Raw genomic sequence first — 17,924 nt, 5'->3', positions numbered from 1 at the left:
CTTTGGGGGTTCCGGTGGTTCCGGAGGTGTAGATGATGTAGGCGATGTTCTCCGGGGCCGGCGCGGGCAGCGCGGTGCTGGGCTGGGTTTCGACGGCCGGGTCGTGGACGTCGACGACCAGCAGGTCGCGCCCGTCCAGTCGCGAACGCAGGTCCGCCGTGGTGATCACCGCGCTGCCCGCGCCGGCCCCGGAGAACATCGCCTACATCATCTACACCTCCGGAACCACCGGAACCCCCAAAGGCGTTGCCATTCCTCATCTCAACGTCACGTGGCTGATCGAGTCGCTCGACGCCGGCCTGCCGAAGGGGCAGGTATGGACGCAATGCCATTCCGCGGCCTTCGACTTCTCGGTGTGGGAGATCTTCGGCGCCCTGCTGCGGGGCAGGCGCCTGCTGGTGGTGCCCGAGTCGGTGGCGGGCTCGCCAGAAGAGCTTCACGACCTGCTGGCCGCGGAAAAGGTCAGCGTGCTCACCCAGACGCCGTCCTCGGTCGCGATGTTGCCCGCGGAGGGTCTGGAGGCCACCGCCCTGGTGGTGGCCGGTGAAGCCTGCCCGGCCGACGTGGTGGATCGCTGGGCGGCGCCCGGGCGGGTGATGCTCGACGCCTACGGTCCGACGGAAACCACCGTGTGCGCGTCGATCAGCAAGCCGCTGGTCCCGGGATCCGGTGTGGTGCCGATCGGTTCACCGATCTCCGGTGCGGCGATGTTCGTGCTCGACAAGTGGTTGCAGCCGGTGCCGGCCGGCGTGGTCGGTGAGTTGTACCTGGCAGGCCGCGGTGTCGGCTGTGGATACGTGCGCCGCGCCGGGTTGACGGCGTCCCGGTTCGTGGCCAACCCCTTCGGCGGCCCGGGGGCGCGGATGTATCGCACCGGCGACCTGGTCAGCTGGGGCGAGGACGGGCAGCTGCAGTACTTCGGCCGCTCCGACGAGCAGGTCAAGATCCGCGGCTACCGCATCGAGCTCGGTGAAATCCAATCGGTGCTCAAGGGCCTCGACGGGGTGGAAAACGCGGCCGTGATCGCGCGCGAGGACCGCCCCGGCGACAAGCGCCTGGTCGGATACATCACCGGGACGGCCGATCCCGCCGCGATCCGGGCCACGTTGGCCGATCGCCTGCCGCCGTACATGGTGCCCGCCGCGGTGGTGGTGCTCGAGGCCCTGCCCCTGACGGGCAACGGAAAACTCGACAAGCGCGCACTGCCTGCGCCCGAATACGCCACCGCCGAATACCGCGCCCCCGGCGACGCGGTCGAGGAGATCCTCGCAGACATCTACGCCCAGGTGCTGGGGCTGGAGCGGGTCGGGGTGGACGCCTCGTTCTTCGACCTCGGCGGCGACAGCATTCTCTCGATGCAGGTGGTGGCCCGCGCCCGTGCGGCGGGGATCCTGTTCCGGCCGCGCGACGTGTTCGTCGAGCAGTCGGTGGCCCGGCTGGCCCGGGTGGCCGAGGTGGCGGCCGACGGCGCGGGCGGCGTCGCCGACGACGGCGTCGGGCCGGTGGTGGCCACCCCGATCATGCGGTGGCTGCACAGCATCGAGGGTCCGATCGAGCAGTTCAACCAGACCATGGTGGTGCAGGCCCCGGCCGGGGCGACCGAGGACGACGTGGTGGCGGTGCTGCAGGCCCTGCTGGATCGCCACGCCGCGCTGCGGCTGCGCGCCGACGACGACGGTGCGGGCGGCTGGTCGCTGCACGTGCCCGAGGTCGGTGCGGTGGACGCGCGCGCCTGCGTGCACGCCGTCGAGACACTGTCCGAAGAGACGCTGGCGGAGGCGCGGTCGCGGTTGAACCCGGCCGCCGGGGTGATGGTCAGCGCGGCGTGGGCCGGGCCCACGGGCCAGCTGGCGTTGATCATCCACCACCTCGCCGTCGACGGGGTGTCGTGGCGAATCCTGTTGGAAGACTTCAACATCGCCTGGGCCCAGCATCACAACGGGCAGCCGATATCCCTGCTGGCGCCGGGGACGTCGTTCGCCCGGTGGTCGTCGCTGCTCGAGGAGTACGCGCAGCGCCCCGACGTGGTGGCCCGGGCCGACGAGTGGCGACAGGTGGCGGCCACACCGGCGGCGCTGCCTGCGGTGCAACCCGATGCCGATACCTATGTGACCGCGGGCCAGCTCTCCGTGTCGCTGGACGTCGACACGACCCGGCTGCTGCTCGGCGAGGTGCCGGCCGCGTTCCACGCCGGCGTGGGCGACATCTTGTTGATCGCCTTCGGGCTGGCGTTCGCGGAGTTCCTGGGTACGGGTGCGGCGCCGATTGCCATCGACGTGGAGGGCCACGGGCGCCAGGAAGAACTGGCTCCGCGGGTGGACCTGTCGCGCACCGTCGGCTGGTTCACCACCAAATACCCGGTGGCGCTCAAGAGCCGCCGGCTGAGCTGGTCGCAGGTGTTGGCCGGCGACCCCGCGCTGGGCGCGGTGATCAAGGACGCCAAGGAACAGCTGCGCGCCCTGCCCGACGGCCTGACCTACGGCCTGCTGCGCTACCTGAACGCCGAGGTGGACCTGGACGGGGCGGACCCGGTGATCGGGTTCAACTACCTAGGGCGGCTCGGCGCGGGCGCCGACCTCTCCGACGACCTGTGGCGGGTCAGCCACGACAGCCTGGCCGTTGCGGCCGTGGCCACCGCGGTGCCGATGCCGCTGGCGCACACGGTGGAAGTCAACGCGGGCACGATGGACACCGAGGCCGGCCCGCATCTGCAGGCCAACTGGACGTGGGCCCCGTCCGCGCTGGACCACGAGCGCGTTAACCGGTTGAGCCAGTTGTGGTTTGAGGCGCTGGCCGGGATCTGCGCGCACGTCAACGCCGGCGGCGGCGGGTTGACCCCGTCGGACCTTGCGCCCGCGCACCTCAGCCAGCAACAGATCGACGAGCTGTGCCGGCAGGGCAGCGTCGCCGACGTGCTGCCGCTGACCCCGGTGCAGCAGGGACTGCTCTTCCACACCGCCTTCGCCCAGGACATGGACGACCTGTATGCGGTGCAGCTGGGGATCACCGTCAGCGGTGCCCTCGACGCGGCGCGCCTGCGCGAGGCGGTGCACACCGCGGTCAAGCGGCACCCCAACCTGGTCGCCCGCTTCTCCGAAGATTTTGGCGAGCCGGTCCAGGTCATCCCGGCCGATCCGCAGATGGCGTGGCGATACGTCGAGCTGGACGCCGGCGATGTCGACGAGCAGGTCGAGCGGCTGGCCGCCGACGAGCGCGCCGCGGTGTGCGACCTCGCCGAGAAGCCGTCGTTCCGGGCCGCGCTGATCCGCACGGCACCCGACCGGCACCGGTTCGTGCTGACCATTCATCACATCGTGGTGGATGGCTGGTCGCTACCCGTCCTGCTGCAGGAGATCTTCGCCAGCTATTACGGGGAGCGGCTGCCCGCCGCCCCGTCGTACCGCAGCTTCGTCACCTGGCTGACCAACCAGGATCGCGCCGCCGCGCAAGCGGCGTGGGCGCAGGCGCTGGCCGGCTTCGAAACCCCCACCCTCGTCGGCCCCCTCGGACAGGTCGGGCGGCGCGGCGTCGCCGCGTTCCATGTGTCCGCCGAAACCACGAAGGCGCTCGGCGAGCTGGCGCGCTCGTGCCGCACCACCATCAGCACCGTGCTGCAGGGCGCGTGGACGCAACTGCTGACATGGTTGACCGGGCAGCACGATGTGGCCTTCGGCACCGCCGTCTCGGGGCGACCGCACGAATTGGCCGGGGCGGACGCGATGGTCGGCCTGCTGATCAACACGGTGCCGGTGCGCGCGACCGTCACCGCGACCACCACCGTCGCCGACCTGCTCGACCAGCTGCAACGCCTGCACAACGACACCGTCGATTACGAGCACCTGGCGCTGCCCGAGATCCACCGCGTCACCGGTCACGACCAGTTGTTCGACACCCTTTTCCTCTACGAGAACTATCCGATCGACGCCGGCGCGCTGTTGGGCGTCCACGAATTGGCCGTCACCGACTTCAGCAGCCGGGAGTACAACCACTACCCGCTGTCCGTGGTGGCCTCACCGGGCCACGAACTGAGCCTCCGCGTCGAATTCGACACCGAGGTGTTCAGCGCCGCCGACATCGACACCCTGATCGAGCGGTTGCGGCAGGTGATGGTGGCCATGACCGCCGATCCCTCCCGCCGCGTGTCCTCGATCGACCTGCTCGACGCCGCCGAGCACGGCCGGCTCGACGAGTGGGGGAACCGGCCGGTGCTGGCCGAATCGGCGCCGAAGCTGGCCTCCATCCCCGACTTGTTCGCCGCCCAGGCGGCCCGCGCCCCGGAGGCGGTGGCCATCGCCGACGGCGACCGTTCGTGGTCGTATGGCGAGGTCGAGGAGTCCGCCAACCGGCTGGCACACCTGCTGGTGAGCCGCGGTGCCGGCCCGGGGGAGCGCGTCGCGGTGCTGTTCCCCCGGACGGCGGAGGCCGTGGTGGCGATTCTGGCGGTGCTCAAGACCGGGGCGGCCTACCTGCCGGTCGACCCGACCGTGCCGGCGGCGCGGATCGAGTTCGTGCTCGGCGACGCCGCGCCGATCGCGGCCGTCACCACCGCCGAGGTGCGGTCGCGGCTGGACGGGTCGGGCCTGGACATCATCGAATTCGACGACCCCGCCATCGCTACCCAACCCAGCGACGGGCTCCCAGCACCGTCCGCGGAAAACATCGCCTACATCATCTATACGTCCGGCACCACCGGTACCCCGAAGGGCGTGGCGGTGCCGCACCGCAACGTCACCCAGCTGTTGGAGTCGCTGGACGCGCAACTGGCGTTGGGCCAGGTGTGGACGCAGTGCCACTCGCTGGCGTTCGACTTCTCGGTGTGGGAGATCTTCGGGTCGCTGTTGTACGGCGGCCGGCTGGTTATGGTGCCCGACAACGTCGTGCGCTCGCCGGAAGAGTTGCACGCCATGCTGGTTCGCGAACAGGTCAGTGTGCTCAGCCAGACGCCGTCGGCGTTCTACGCGCTGCAGACCGCCGATTCGCTGGCGCCCGAGCTCGGCCAGCAGCTCAAGCTGCAGACGGTGGTGTTCGGTGGCGAGGCGCTCGAGCCGCATCGGCTGGGCAAGTGGTTGCACAACCACCCGGGTCTGCCGCGGTTGATCAATATGTATGGCATCACCGAGACCACGGTGCACGCCTCGTTCCGCGAGATCGTCGACGGCGATGTCGACAGCAACGCCAGCCCGATCGGGCTGCCGCTGGCGCATCTGGGCTTCTTCGTCCTGGACGGGTGGTTGCGTCCGGTGCCCGAGGGCGTGGTCGGCGAGCTGTATGTGGCCGGCCGCGGTCTGGCGTACGGGTATGTGGGCCGGTCGGGGTTGTCGGCGACGCGGTTCGTCGCGTGCCCGTTCGGCGGGGCCGGCGCGCGCATGTATCGCACCGGCGACCTGGTGCGCTGGGGCGCCGACGGCCAGCTGCAGTACATGGGCCGCGCCGACGAGCAGGTCAAGATCCGCGGCTACCGCATCGAACTCGGCGAGGTGCATGCGGCGCTGGCGGCGCTCGACGGGGTCAACGAGGCGGCGGTGATCGCCCGTGAAGACCGCCCGGGCGACAAGCGCCTGGTCGGCTACGTGACCGGAACCGCCGATCCGGCCGAGATCCGCAACCAGCTCGGCGAGCGGCTGCCGACCTACATGGTGCCCACCGCGGTCGTGGTGCTCGAGGCGCTGCCGCTGACCGTCAACGGCAAACTCGACACCCGCGCCCTACCGGCGCCCGAATACTCCGATGCCGATCACTACCGCGCGCCGAGCACGGCCGTCGAGGAGATCCTGGCCGGCATCTACGCCCAGGTCTTGGGTGTGGACCGCGTCGGGGTCGACGACTCGTTCTTCGACCTCGGCGGCGACAGCATCCTGTCCATGCAGGTCGTCGCCCGCGCCAGGGCGGCCGGTGTGGTGTGCCGCCCACGCGACATCTTCGTCGAGCAGACGGTGGCCCGGCTGGCCCGGGTGGCCGGGCTGGCCACCGACGACGATGTCGTCGACGAGGGCGTCGGCGAAGTCATCGCCACCCCGATCATGCGCTGGCTGGAGAGCGTCGACGGTCCGGTCGAGCAGTTCAACCAGACCATGGTGGTGCAGGCCCCGGCCGGCGTGACCGAAACCGACGTGGTGCTGGTGCTACAGGCTTTGCTGGACCGGCATGCCATGTTGCGGCTGCGGGTCGACGACGACGGCGCGGGGGACTGGTCGCTGCGGGTGCCCGCGGTCGGCGTGGTGGATGCCGCCGGGTGTGTGCACGCCGTGGAGACGTTGTCCGATGCGGCGCTGTCGGCGGCGGTCGCGCAGCTGAACCCGGCCAGCGGCGCGATGCTCCGCGCGGTGTGGGTGCCCTCGACGGGCCAGCTGGCGTTGATCATTCACCACCTGGCCGTTGACGGCGTGTCGTGGCGAATCCTGTTGGAAGACTTGAACATTGCGTGGGCCCAGCACCACAGCGGCCAGCCGGTGGCGCTGCCGACCGGCGGGATGTCGTTCGCCCGGTGGTCGTCGCTGCTGGCGGAGCACGCGCGCCGGCCGGAGGTCGTCGAGCAGGCGGAAGCCTGGCGGCAGATCGCGTCGACGCCGGCGCCGTTGCCGGCGGTGCGGCCCGACATCGACACCTTCGTCAGCGCGGGCCAGCTCTCGGTCTCGCTCGACAGCGACACCACCCGGTTGTTGCTGGGCGAGGTGCCCGCGGCGTTCCACGCCGGCGTTCAGGACATCCTGTTGATCGCGTTCGGGCTGGCGTGGGCGCAGTTCGTCGGCACCGGCACGCCGATCGGCATCGACGTCGAGGGCCACGGCCGCCACGAGGAACTGGGCCCGCACGTCGACCTGTCCCGCACGGTGGGCTGGTTCACCACCAAGTACCCGGTGGCGCTGACGGTCGGCGGCCTGTCCTGGGGACAGGTCGTCGCGGGCGAGGCCGAGCTGGGGGCACTGGTCAAGGACGCCAAGGAACAGCTGCGCGCCCTGCCGGACACGCTGACCTACGGACTGCTGCGCTACCTGAACCCCGACGTCGACATGGACGGGTCGGACCCGGTGATCGGGTTCAACTACCTCGGGCGGCTGGGCGGCGCCGGCGACCTGTCCAGCGAGCTGTGGCGCCTCGACCAGGACAGCCTGGCGGCGGCCGGCGCGGCGACGGCGGTGCCGATGCCGTTGCCGCACACCGTCGAACTCAACGCCGGCACCCTGGACACCGCCGCTGGTCCGCTGCTGCAGGCCAACTGGACCTGGGCGCGCTCGGCGCTCGACGAGGGCCAGGTCGGCCGGCTGAGCGAATTGTGGTTCGACGCCCTGAGCGGCATCTGCAGCCTCGTCCGCAGCGGCGGGGGTGGCCTGACTCCGTCGGACCTCGCTCCGGCGCGGCTGACGCAGCGGGACATCGACGAGCTGTGCCAGCGCTACCCGGTCGCCGACGTGCTGCCGTTGACCCCGCTGCAGCAGGGACTCCTCTTCCACACCGGCAGCGAGCACGGCAGCGACGACCTGTACGCCGTGCAGCTCGACATCAGCGTGAGCGGCGCCCTCGATCCGCACCGGCTGCGCGACGCCGTGCACACGATGGTCAAGCGGCATCCCAACGTGGTGGCGCACTTCGTCGAGGACTTCGGCGAGCCCGTGCAGGTCCTCTCGGCCGAGCCCGCGCTGTCGTGGCATTACGTCGAACTCGACGCCGAGGACGTCGAACCCGAGGAGCAGATCCAGCAGGTCTGCGCCGCCGAACGCGCCGCGGTGTGCGACCTGGCGGAGCGTCCGCCGTTCCGGGCCGCGCTGATCCGCACCGCCGACAACCGGCACCGGTTCGTGCTGACCAACCACCACATCGTGCTCGACGGCTGGTCGAAGCCGATCCTGCTGCAGGAGATCTTCGCCGCCTACTACGGCGTGCAGCTGCCCGCGCCGGTGCCCTACCGCAAGTTCGTCGCCTGGCTGGCCGCGCAGGACCGCGGCGCGGCGCAGGCGGCGTGGCGGCGGGTGCTGGCCGGCTTCGACACGCCGACCCTGGTGGGTCCGCCCGGCCGGGTCAGCCTCGGGCCGCGGGGCGTGTCCTCGTTCCAGGTGTCGGCGGAGACCACACGGGCGCTGGGCGAACTGGCCCGTTCGTGCCACACCACCGTGAGCACCGTGCTGCAGGCCGCGTGGGCGCAGCTGCTGATGTGGCTGACGGGCCAGCACGATGTGACCTTCGGCACCGCGGTGTCGGGGCGGCCGACCGACCTGGCCGGCGCCGACCAGATGGTCGGGCTCCTGATCAACACGGTGCCGGTGCGGGCGACGATCGGCGCCGAAACCACGATCGCCGACCTGCTCAACCAGCTACAAGGCGCCTACAACGACACGCTCGAGCACCAGCATCTGGCGCTCAACGAGATCCACCGTGTAACGGGACACGACCAATTATTCGACACCATGTTCGTGTACGAGAACTATCCGATCGACACCGCCGCGTTGTCGGCCGTCGACGAGCTGGCTATTAGCGGTTTTACAAATCGGGAATACAACCACTACCCGCTGTCGGTCCAAGCCGTGCCGGGTCACGAATTGGGTCTTCGCGTCGAATTCGATACAGAAGTCTTCGACCAGGGCAGAATCGAGAGGTTGGTTGAGCGGTTCAGGCGCGTGCTGGAAGCCATGACCGCAGATGTGGAGGAGCAGTCATGACCGTCGGTGCAGGGCGGCGATTGTTGTCGATCGACTTGCTGGATGGCGGAGAGCACGACCGCCTCGACGAGTGGGGTAACCGGGCGGTGTTGACCGTGCCGGCGACGGGGGCTGTCTCGATTCCGGCGTTGTTCGACAAGCAGGTCGCGCGTGTACCGGCGGCTCCCGCGCTGACGTTCGAGGGCCGCACGCTCACGTATCAGGAGCTCGACGAGGCCGCGAACCGGCTCGCCCACCTGCTCGCCGACCATGGCGCGCGTCCGGGTGCGTGCGTGGCGTTGCTCCTGCCGCGGTCCGCCGAGGCGATCGTGTCGATCCTGGCGGTCCTCAAGACCGGCGCGGCCTATCTGCCGATCGACCCCGCAGTCCCGGCGGCGCGGATGGAGTTCATGCTCGGCGACGCGGCTCCGGTCGCGGCGGTCACGACGGCGGAGTTGCGGGCGCGGCTGGACGGGTTCGACTTGCTGGTCGTCGACGTCGCCGATCCCGCGGTGGCCGAACAGCCCAGCTCGCGGTTGCAGGGGCCGGCACCCGAGGACATCGCGTACATCATCTACACCTCGGGCACGACCGGAACCCCCAAGGGCGTCGCGGTCACCCACCAGAACGTCACCCAGCTGCTGAAGTCGTTGCCCGCCGACCTGCCGCAGTCGGGAGTCTGGTCGCAGTGGCACTCGCTGGTTTTCGACGTGTCGGTGTGGGAGATCTGGGGTCCGCTGTTGCACGGCGGGCGCCTAGTGGTGGTGCCCGAGTCGGTGGCCGGCTCCCCGGACGAACTGCACTCGCTGCTGGTCGCGGAGAAGGTCACGGTGCTGTGCCAGACCCCGTCGGCGGTCGGCATGCTGTCGCCCGACGGGCTGGACAAGACCGCGTTGATCGTGGCGGGCGAGGCCTGCCCGGCCGAGGTCGTGGACCGGTGGGCGCCGGGCCGCGTGATGATCAATGCGTACGGGCCAACTGAAGGCACGGTGTACGCATCGATGAGCGCGCCGCTGAGCGCCGAGTCCGGGGCGCCGACGATCGGCTCGCCCGTGCCGGGCGCCGCGCTGTTCGTGCTCGACAAGTGGCTGCGTCCGGCGCCGGAGGGCGTCGTCGGCGAGCTCTACATCGCCGGCCGCGGTGTGGCCTCCGGCTACCTGCGCCGGTCGGGTCTGACGTCCTCACGGTTTGTGGCGTGCCCGTTCGGGGCGCCGGGGACGCGGATGTACCGCACCGGCGACCTGGTGCGCTGGGGCGTCGACGGCCAGCTGCAGTACCTCGGCCGCGCCGACGAACAGGTCAAGATCCGCGGCTACCGCATCGAGCTCGGCGAAATCCAGACCGCCCTCGCGGGGCTGGACGGCGTCGACCAGGCGGCGGTGATCGCCCGCGAGGACCGCCCCGGGGACAAGCGCCTGGTCGGTTACATCACCGGGACCGCCGACCCGGCCGAGATTCGCACCCAGCTCGGCGAGCGGCTGCCCAGCTATATGGTGCCCGCCGCCGTCGTGGTGCTGGACGCGCTGCCGCTGACGGTCAACGGCAAACTCGACAAGCGGGCCCTGCCGGCGCCCGAGTACCAGAAGACCAACGGCGAATACCGCGCGCCGACGACGGCCGTCGAAGAGACGCTGGCCGCCATCTACGCCCAGGTGCTCGGGCTGGAGCGGGTCGGCGTCGACGACTCGTTCTTCGACCTCGGCGGCGACAGCATCCTGTCGATGCAGGTGGTGGCGCGCGCCCGCGCGGCCGGCGTGGTGTGCCGCCCGCGTGACGTCTTCGTCGAGCAGACGGTGGCCCGGCTGGCCCGCGTGGCCGGCGTGGCCTCCGACGACGACGTCGTCGACGAGGGCATCGGCCCGGTGGTCGGCACCCCGATCATGCGCTGGCTGCAGCAGGTCGACGGCCCGACCGACCAGTTCAACCAGACCATGGTGGTGCAGGCCCCGGCCGGCGTCACCGGCGATGACGTGCGGGTGGTGCTGCAATCGCTGCTCGACCGGCACGCCACGCTGCGAATGCGCGTCGACGACGACGGCGCAGGCGGCTGGGCGATGCAGGTTCCCGAGGTCGGCGCGGTCGATGCGGGCGCCTGCATGGACACGGTCGACGCGCTGTCCGACGCGACGCTGGTGGCGGCGCGTTCGCAGCTGAACCCCGCCGCGGGGACCATGCTGCGCGCCGTGTGGGCGGAATCCACGGCCCAGTTGGCGTTGATCATTCACCACCTCGCCGTTGACGGCGTGTCGTGGCGAATCCTGTTGGAAGACTTGAACATCGCCTGGGCCCAGCACCACAGCGGCCAGCCGGTGGCACTGCCTACCGGCGGGACGTCGTTCGCCCGGTGGACCGCCATGCTGGAGGAGCACGCCCAGCGGCCCGAGGTGATCGAGCAGGCCGAGGCGTGGCGGCAGGTCGCGGCGACGCCCGCGCTGTTGCCGGCGGTGCGCCCCGACGTGGACACCTACGAGACGGCCAAGCAGCTCTCGGTGTCGCTGGATGTCGAGACCACCCGGCAGCTGCTGGGCGAGGTGCCCGCGGCGTTCCACGCCGGCGTGCAGGACATCCTGTTGATCGCGTTCGGGTTGGCCTGGGCGCGGTTCGTCGGCACCGGCGCCCCGATCGGCATCGACGTGGAGGGCCACGGCCGCCACGAGGAACTGGGCTCGCACGTCGACCTGTCCCGCACGGTGGGCTGGTTCACCACCAAGTACCCCATCGCGCTGACCGTCGGCGAATTGGACTGGGCGCAGGTGATGGCCGGCGACCCCGCGCTCGGGGTGCTGGTCAAGAAGGCCAAGGAGCAGCTGCGTGCGCTCCCGGACCCGCTGACCTACGGGTTGCTGCGGTACATGAACACCGAGGTGGACCTGGACGGGTCGGACCCGGTTATCGGGTTCAACTACCTGGGACGACTGGGCGCGGCGGCGGATCTGCCCGGCGAGATGTGGCGGATCAGTCAGGACAGCCTGTCGTTCACCGGTGCCGCCAGCGCGGCGCTGCCCATGCCGTTGATGCACACCGTCGACCTCAACGCCGGGACCATGGACACCGAGGCCGGCCCGCACCTGCAGGCCAACTGGACGTGGGCGCCCTCGGCGCTGGACCACGAGCAGGTCAGCCGGTTGAGCCAGCTGTGGTTCGAGGCCCTGGCCGGCATCTGCGCGCACGTGCGCAGCGGCGGCGGCGGTCTGACCCCGTCGGACATCGCCCCCGCTCGCCTGACCCAGCAGCAGCTCGACGACCTGTGCCAGCAATACGCGGTCGCCGACGTCTTGCCGCTGACCCCGCTGCAGCAGGGGCTGCTCTTCCACGCCAGCTTCGCCCACGACCCGGGCGATGACGTCTACGCGGTGCAGCTCGGCATCACCGTCACCGGTGACCTCGACCCGCACCGGTTGCGCGAGGCCGTCCACACCGTCGTCAACCGGCACCCCAACCTGGCGGCCCGCTTCTGCCCACAGTTCGGCGAGCCGGTGCAGGTCCTGCCGGCCGACCCCGTGATGGCGTGGCGGTACATCCAGCTCGGCGCGGAAGACCTGGACCCCGAGGAGAAGATCGAGCAGCTCTGCGCCGCCGAGCGCGCCGCGGTCAGCGACCTCGCCAACCGGCCGGCCTTCCGGGCCGCGTTGATCCGCACCGCCGACAACCGGCACCGGTTCGTGCTCACCAACCACCACATCGTGATGGATGGCTGGTCGCTGCCGATCATGCTGCGCGAGATCCTCACCAGCTACTACGGGGAGCGGTTGCCCGCGCCCGCGTCCTACCGCAGCTACCTGACCTGGCTCGCGTCCCAGGACCGCACGGCCGCCCGCGCGGCGTGGGGCGAGGTTCTGGCCGGCTTCGACGTCCCGACCCTGGTCGGTCCGCCGGCCCGGTTGGGCCTCGGCCGGCGAGGCGTCGAGTCGTATCGGCTGCCCGCGGAGACCACGCGCGCGCTGGGCGAGCTGGCCCGCTCGTGCCACACCACGATCAACACCGTGCTGCAGAGCGCCTGGGCGCAGCTGCTGATGTGGCTGACCGGCCAGCACGACGTGGCCTTCGGCACCGCGGTCTCCGGTCGTCCGGCCGATCTGGCGGGCGCCGAGTCGATGGTCGGCTTGTTGATCAACACCGTGCCGGTGCGGGCCAACATCACCGCGGCGACCACCGTGTCCGAACTGTTGCAGCAGCTGCAGCGGGCCCACAACGACACGATCGAGCACGAGCACCTGGCGCTCAACGAGATCCACCGCGTCACCGGTCACGACCAGCTGTTCGACACGCTGTTCCTGTACGAGAACTACCCGATCGACACCAGCGTGCCGTTGGGCTTCCACGAGCTGGCGATCACCGACGTCACCAACCGCGAATACAACCACTACCCGCTGTCGGTCATGGCGCTTCCCGGCCGCGAACTGGGCCTGCGCGTCGAGTTCGACACCAGCGTGTTCGACACGGCCGCGATCGAATCGATGATCGAGCGGTTCCAGCGGGTGCTGGGGGCGATGACCGCAGACTCGAGCCAGCGGCTGTCGTCGATGGACGTGCTGGACGTCGGCGAGCGCGCCCGCCTCGACGAGTGGGGCAACCGGGCGGTGCTGACCGCGCCGGTGGGTGCGACCGCGTCCATCCCGGCGTTGTTCGCCAAGCAGGTGGCCCGTGTTCCGGAGGCCCCGGCGCTGACGTTCGAGGACCGCACGCTGACCTATCGGGAACTCGACGAGGCCGCGAACCGGCTGGCCCACCTGCTCGCCGAGCACGGCGCGCGGCCGGGGGAAAACGTGGCGCTGCTGTTCTCCCGGTCGGCCGAGGCGATCGTGTCGATCCTGGCGGTGCTGAAGACCGGGGCGGCGTACCTGCCGATCGACCCGGCCGTCCCGGCGTCGCGGATCGAGTTCGTGCTTGCCGACGCCACGCCGGTCGCCGTGGTCACGACGGCCGAATTGCGGTCACGGGTGGACGGCTCCGACCTGTTGGTCATCGGTGTCAACGACGCGCCGGCCGACAGCCAGCCCGCCACGGCGTTGCCGGGGCCGTCAGCGGACGACATCGCGTACCTGATCTACACGTCCGGCACCACGGGTGTCCCGAAGGGCGTGGCGGTCACCCACCACAACGCCACCCAGCTGCTGGAGAAGCTGCACGCCGACCTGCCCGACCCGGGCGTGTGGGCGCAGTGGCACTCACTCGTCTTCGACGTGTCGGTGCACGAGATCTTCGGTGCGCTCCTGCACGGCGGCCGGCTGGTCGTGGTGCCTGAGGCCGTGGCCGGTTCGCCGAAGGACCTGCATGAGTTGCTGGTCGCGGAGAACGTCACCGTGCTCAGCCAGACCCCGTCGGCGGTGGGCATGCTTTCGCCCGAGGGCCTGGAATCGACCGCCCTCGTGGTGGCCGGCGAGGCTTGCCCGCCCGAGGTGGTGGACCGGTGGGCGCCGGGCCGGGTGATGATCAACGCCTACGGCCCGACCGAAGGCACGGTGTACGCGGCGATGAGCGCGCCGCTGAGTGCCGACACGGGAGCGCCGATCGGTTCCCCGGTTCCGGGGGCGGCGCTGTTCGTTCTGGACAAGTGGCTGCGGCCGGCGCCCGAGGGCGTCGTCGGCGAGCTGTACATCGCCGGTCGCGGTGTGGCCTGCGGCTATGCGCGTCGCTCGGGTCTGACGGCCTCGCGGTTCGTGGCGTGCCCGTTCGGGGCGCCCGGTGCGCGCATGTACCGTACCGGCGACCTGGTGCGGTGGGGCGCCGACGGGCAGCTGCAATACCTGGGCCGCGTCGACGAGCAGGTCAAGATCCGCGGCTACCGCATCGAGCTCGGCGAAATCCAGGCGGCCCTGGCCGGTCTGGACGGGGTCGAGCAGGCGGCGGTGATCGCCCGCGAAGACCGCCCCGGCGACAAGCGGCTGGTCGGTTACATCACCGGGTCCGCGGATCCGGCAGAGGTCCGGGCCCAGTTGGGCGAGCGGTTGCCGGCTTACATGGTGCCGGTCGCGGTGGTGGTGCTCGACGCGCTGCCGTTGACCGTCAACGGCAAGCTCGACAAGCGGGCCCTGCCCGCCCCGGAGTACCAGAAGGCCGGCGGTGAGTATCGGGCCCCTGCCACCCCCATCGAAGAGACCTTGGCCGAGATCTACGCCGGAGTCCTTGGACTGCAGCGGGTTTCGGTCGAAGACTCCTTCTTCGACCTCGGGGGCGATTCGCTTTCGGCGATGCGGGTGATCGCCGAGATCAACACGGCCCTCGACTCGAACCTCTCGGTGCGCACCCTGTTCGAGGCGCCGTCGGTGCGACGTCTCGGCCAGCGGGCGGAACACGATGCCAGCGGTGTGGCCGACGCCGAGGCCGGCGGTCCCAGCTTCGCGTCCGTGCACGGTCGTGACGCCACCCAGGTCTTTGCCAGCGATCTGACACTGGACAAGTTCATCGATGCCACGACGTTGAGCAACGCGCCGTCGCTGCCGGGCCCGAGCTCGGAGGTGCGCACGGTCCTGTTGACCGGTGCGACGGGCTTCCTGGGTCGGTACCTGGCGCTGCAGTGGCTCGAGCAGCTGGAGCTGGTGGACGGCAAGCTGATCTGCCTGGTGCGCGCCGGCTCGAACGAGGAGGCGTGGCAGCGGCTGGAGAAGACGTTCGACAGCGGCGACCCGCAGTTGTTGCAGTATTTCCAGGGGTTGGCCGCCGACCACTTGGAGGTCATCGCCGGTGACAAGGGCGCGACGGATCTGGGCCTCGACGAGGAGACCTGGCAGCGCCTCGCCGACACCGTCGACCTGATCGTCGACTCGGCGGCCCTGGTCAACGGCGTGCTCCCGTACAGCGAGCTGTTCGGCCCCAACGTGGCGGGCACCGCCGAGCTGATCCGGGTGGCCCTGACCACCAGGCTGAAGCCATACGCGTATGTGTCGACCTCCGATGTGGGCCGTCAGATCGACCCGGCGGTGTTCACCGAGGACGCCGACATCCGGGTCATCAGCCCGATCCGCAAGGTCGACGGCAGCTACGCCAACGGTTACGGCAACAGCAAGTGGGCCGGTGAGGTGTTGCTGCGCGAGGCGCACGACCTGTGCGGGTTGCCGGTCTCGGTGTTCCGATCCGACATGATCCTGTCCGACACCAGCTACGCCGGCCAGTTCAACCTGTCGGACATGTTCACCCGGATGGTGTTGAGCCTGGTGGCGACCGGTATCGCGCCGCGCTCGTTCTACCAGTTGGACGCCGAGGGCAACCGGCAACGCGCGCACTTCGATGCGCTGCCGGTGGAGTTCGTCGCCGAGGCGGTCACCACGCTGGGCACCCAGGTGGTGGAAGGGTTCGAGACGTATCACGTGATGAACCCCCACGACGACGGCATCGGCATCGACGAGTACGTCGACTGGCTGATCGAGGCCGGCTATCCGATCGAGCGGATCGATGACTTCTCCGAGTGGCTCCAGCGGTTCGAGGCCGCGCTGCGTGACCTGCCGGAGCGGCAGCGCAAGCACTCGGTGCTACAGATGTTGCAGGTGCCGGGGTACAACCAGCTGCAGGCGCCGGAGCCGGCCAGCGGGTCCTTCGCCCCGACCGACCGTTTCCGCGCCGCGGTGCAGGAAGCCAAGATCGGCGCCGACAACGACATCCCGCACATCTCGCCGCAGGTCATCGTCAAATACGTCACCGACCTGCAGCTGCTCGGTCTGCTCTAGCTCACCTCCTCGGTTCGGGACGGTCCCACGCGGGCCGTCCCGAACTGTGCACCCGGCTTAGCGACCAGAAACATCCTTCTCGTATCTTTTGACAGCCTTTACGGGAGTGTCTGCTAGGTAGCTGGGACTTTTTCAAAACTACTAGCGCACATTCGCGTCCTCGATTAACCTTTCGGACTGTTGCACCCATGTTGACTAAGTTGGTGGAGAAACTGTGTATGTCGCCCGTTGGTGACGACAACCGCAGCTCCGGCTTTTTGGTCGATACCGGGAAGCAACGGGCGGTGGTCCGACACGGACCGCGCTCAGTGCTTGCGCTACATCAAGCGAAACCGAACGGGTATTGCGGAGGGTTCGGTCGAGCGGCTGCGGTCAACCGGGGGTTTGAAGGGTGAACCCTATGGTTGGGAAGTTGGATGGAGCTTGGTGAGCAAGCACTTCCGCTTACGCGCGGCCAACTAGACATATGGCTTGCGCAGGAGACGGGCCACTCCGGAACTGAGTGGCAGATCGGCCTCTTCGTCACGATCGACGGCAGGGTCCAACGTGACGCGCTGAAGTGGGCGATCCGCCAAGCCGTGGAAGAGGCCGAGCCGGCCAGGGCCTCTTTTCTGGAGGCCGACGGCCAGGTCTACCAGCGGGCGATCGACTACCCGGACGTCGAACTGGCCTTTCAGGACTTGACCGGCTCGCAGGACGCCATCCAAGAAGCCCGCCGGATAGCGTTGTCGATCCAGCGAACGCCCATGCCGTTCACGGGTCCGCTGTTCCGATTCGCCCTCTTTCAGACGCGCGCCGACCGGTTTCACCTGTTCGCGTGCTGCCATCACATCGTCGTCGACGGAACCGGTGTCGCCCTCGTCGGTCACCGCATCGCCTCCATCTACTCGGCCATCGTCTCCGCCGCACCTGTCCCTCCGGCCGTCTTCGGCTCACTGCGGGACTTGGTTGACTGCGAGGCCAAGTACGAAGCGTCCGGCGATTACCGCACCGACGAGGCCTACTGGGCTCGAAACCTTCCGGCGGACTCCGAAGTCCCGCTTTGCGCACCGCGCGCCGCGGGCGAGCGCGATCCGTGGCCGTCCGCCCCGGTCGCGCTGGAGGCCGGCGTCCTTCGCCGGGTCGACAGGCTGACCCAGGTGTGGGGGGTGTCCCAGACATCCGTTATCACGGCCGCGTGCGCGCTGCTGGTGCGCGGGTGGAGCGGGAACGCCGCGGAGGTGGTCCTCGACTTCCCGGTCAACAGGCGGGTGCGCCCGGAGTCGAAAACCCTGCCCGGCATGGTTGCCGGGGTGGTCCCGCTGGTACTGCGGGTCGCGCCCCAACTCACGGTCGCCGGGTTCTGCCAACACGTCGACACCCGGATTCGGGAAGCCGTTGAGCACCAACGGTTTCCGGTGCAGGCGCTGGAGCGCAAAGCCCGTGGTGCGGCTGGACCGGCCGAGCGGGTGAGCGTCAACTTCATCCCCTCGGCCTTCACCCTGCCCTTTGGCGGTGTCACCGCGTCGGCTTCGTACACCAACTCCGGCCAGGCAACTGGCTTCGGGTTGATCTTCTCCACGGACGGGGACCGGCTTCTCCTCAGCACGGCGGGCGCGTGGGCACCATTCTCCGGCCTCGACGCCTC

Annotated in this window: 3 protein-coding genes and 1 pseudogene; 3 read left to right on the top strand and 1 reads right to left on the bottom strand. The window is 69.9% G+C overall.

Annotated elements, in window-relative coordinates:
* Nucleotides 1-199, bottom strand: a 199-nt coding sequence (locus tag A5711_RS27115) for an AMP-binding protein (RefSeq protein ID WP_197520727.1), incomplete at its 3' end; no start/stop codon positions are given.
* Between A5711_RS27115 and A5711_RS02735 the strand changes: the two are divergent.
* The 3 genes and pseudogenes from A5711_RS02735 to A5711_RS02725 form a co-directional block, all read left to right on the top strand.
* Nucleotides 168-8,654: pseudogene (locus A5711_RS02735) on the top strand (amino acid adenylation domain-containing protein); the annotation flags it as partial. The gene A5711_RS27115 and the pseudogene A5711_RS02735 overlap by 32 nt on opposite strands.
* Entirely contained in the window at nt 8,651-16,297 is a 7,647-nt protein-coding gene (locus tag A5711_RS02730) for a non-ribosomal peptide synthetase (RefSeq protein WP_067943840.1), read from the top strand. The pseudogene A5711_RS02735 and the gene A5711_RS02730, both read left to right, overlap by 4 nt.
* A gap of 416 nt (nt 16,298-16,713) precedes the next feature.
* Nucleotides 16,714-17,924, top strand: a 1,211-nt coding sequence (locus A5711_RS02725) for a condensation domain-containing protein (protein WP_231987407.1), incomplete at its 3' end; no start/stop codon positions are given.

It is taken from the genome of Mycobacterium sp. E2238, assembly GCF_001672665.1.
Lineage (GTDB): Bacteria > Actinomycetota > Actinomycetes > Mycobacteriales > Mycobacteriaceae > Mycobacterium.
Note: the sequence above shows the minus strand (reverse complement) of the source record. Positions and strands in the feature narration are given on the sequence as shown.

Excerpts from the sequence above, each read along its gene's own strand:
- A5711_RS02730 (WP_067943840.1), top strand. The coding sequence starts at position 8,651 with ATGACCGTCGGTGCAGGGCGGCGATTGTTGTCGATCGACTTGCTGGAT.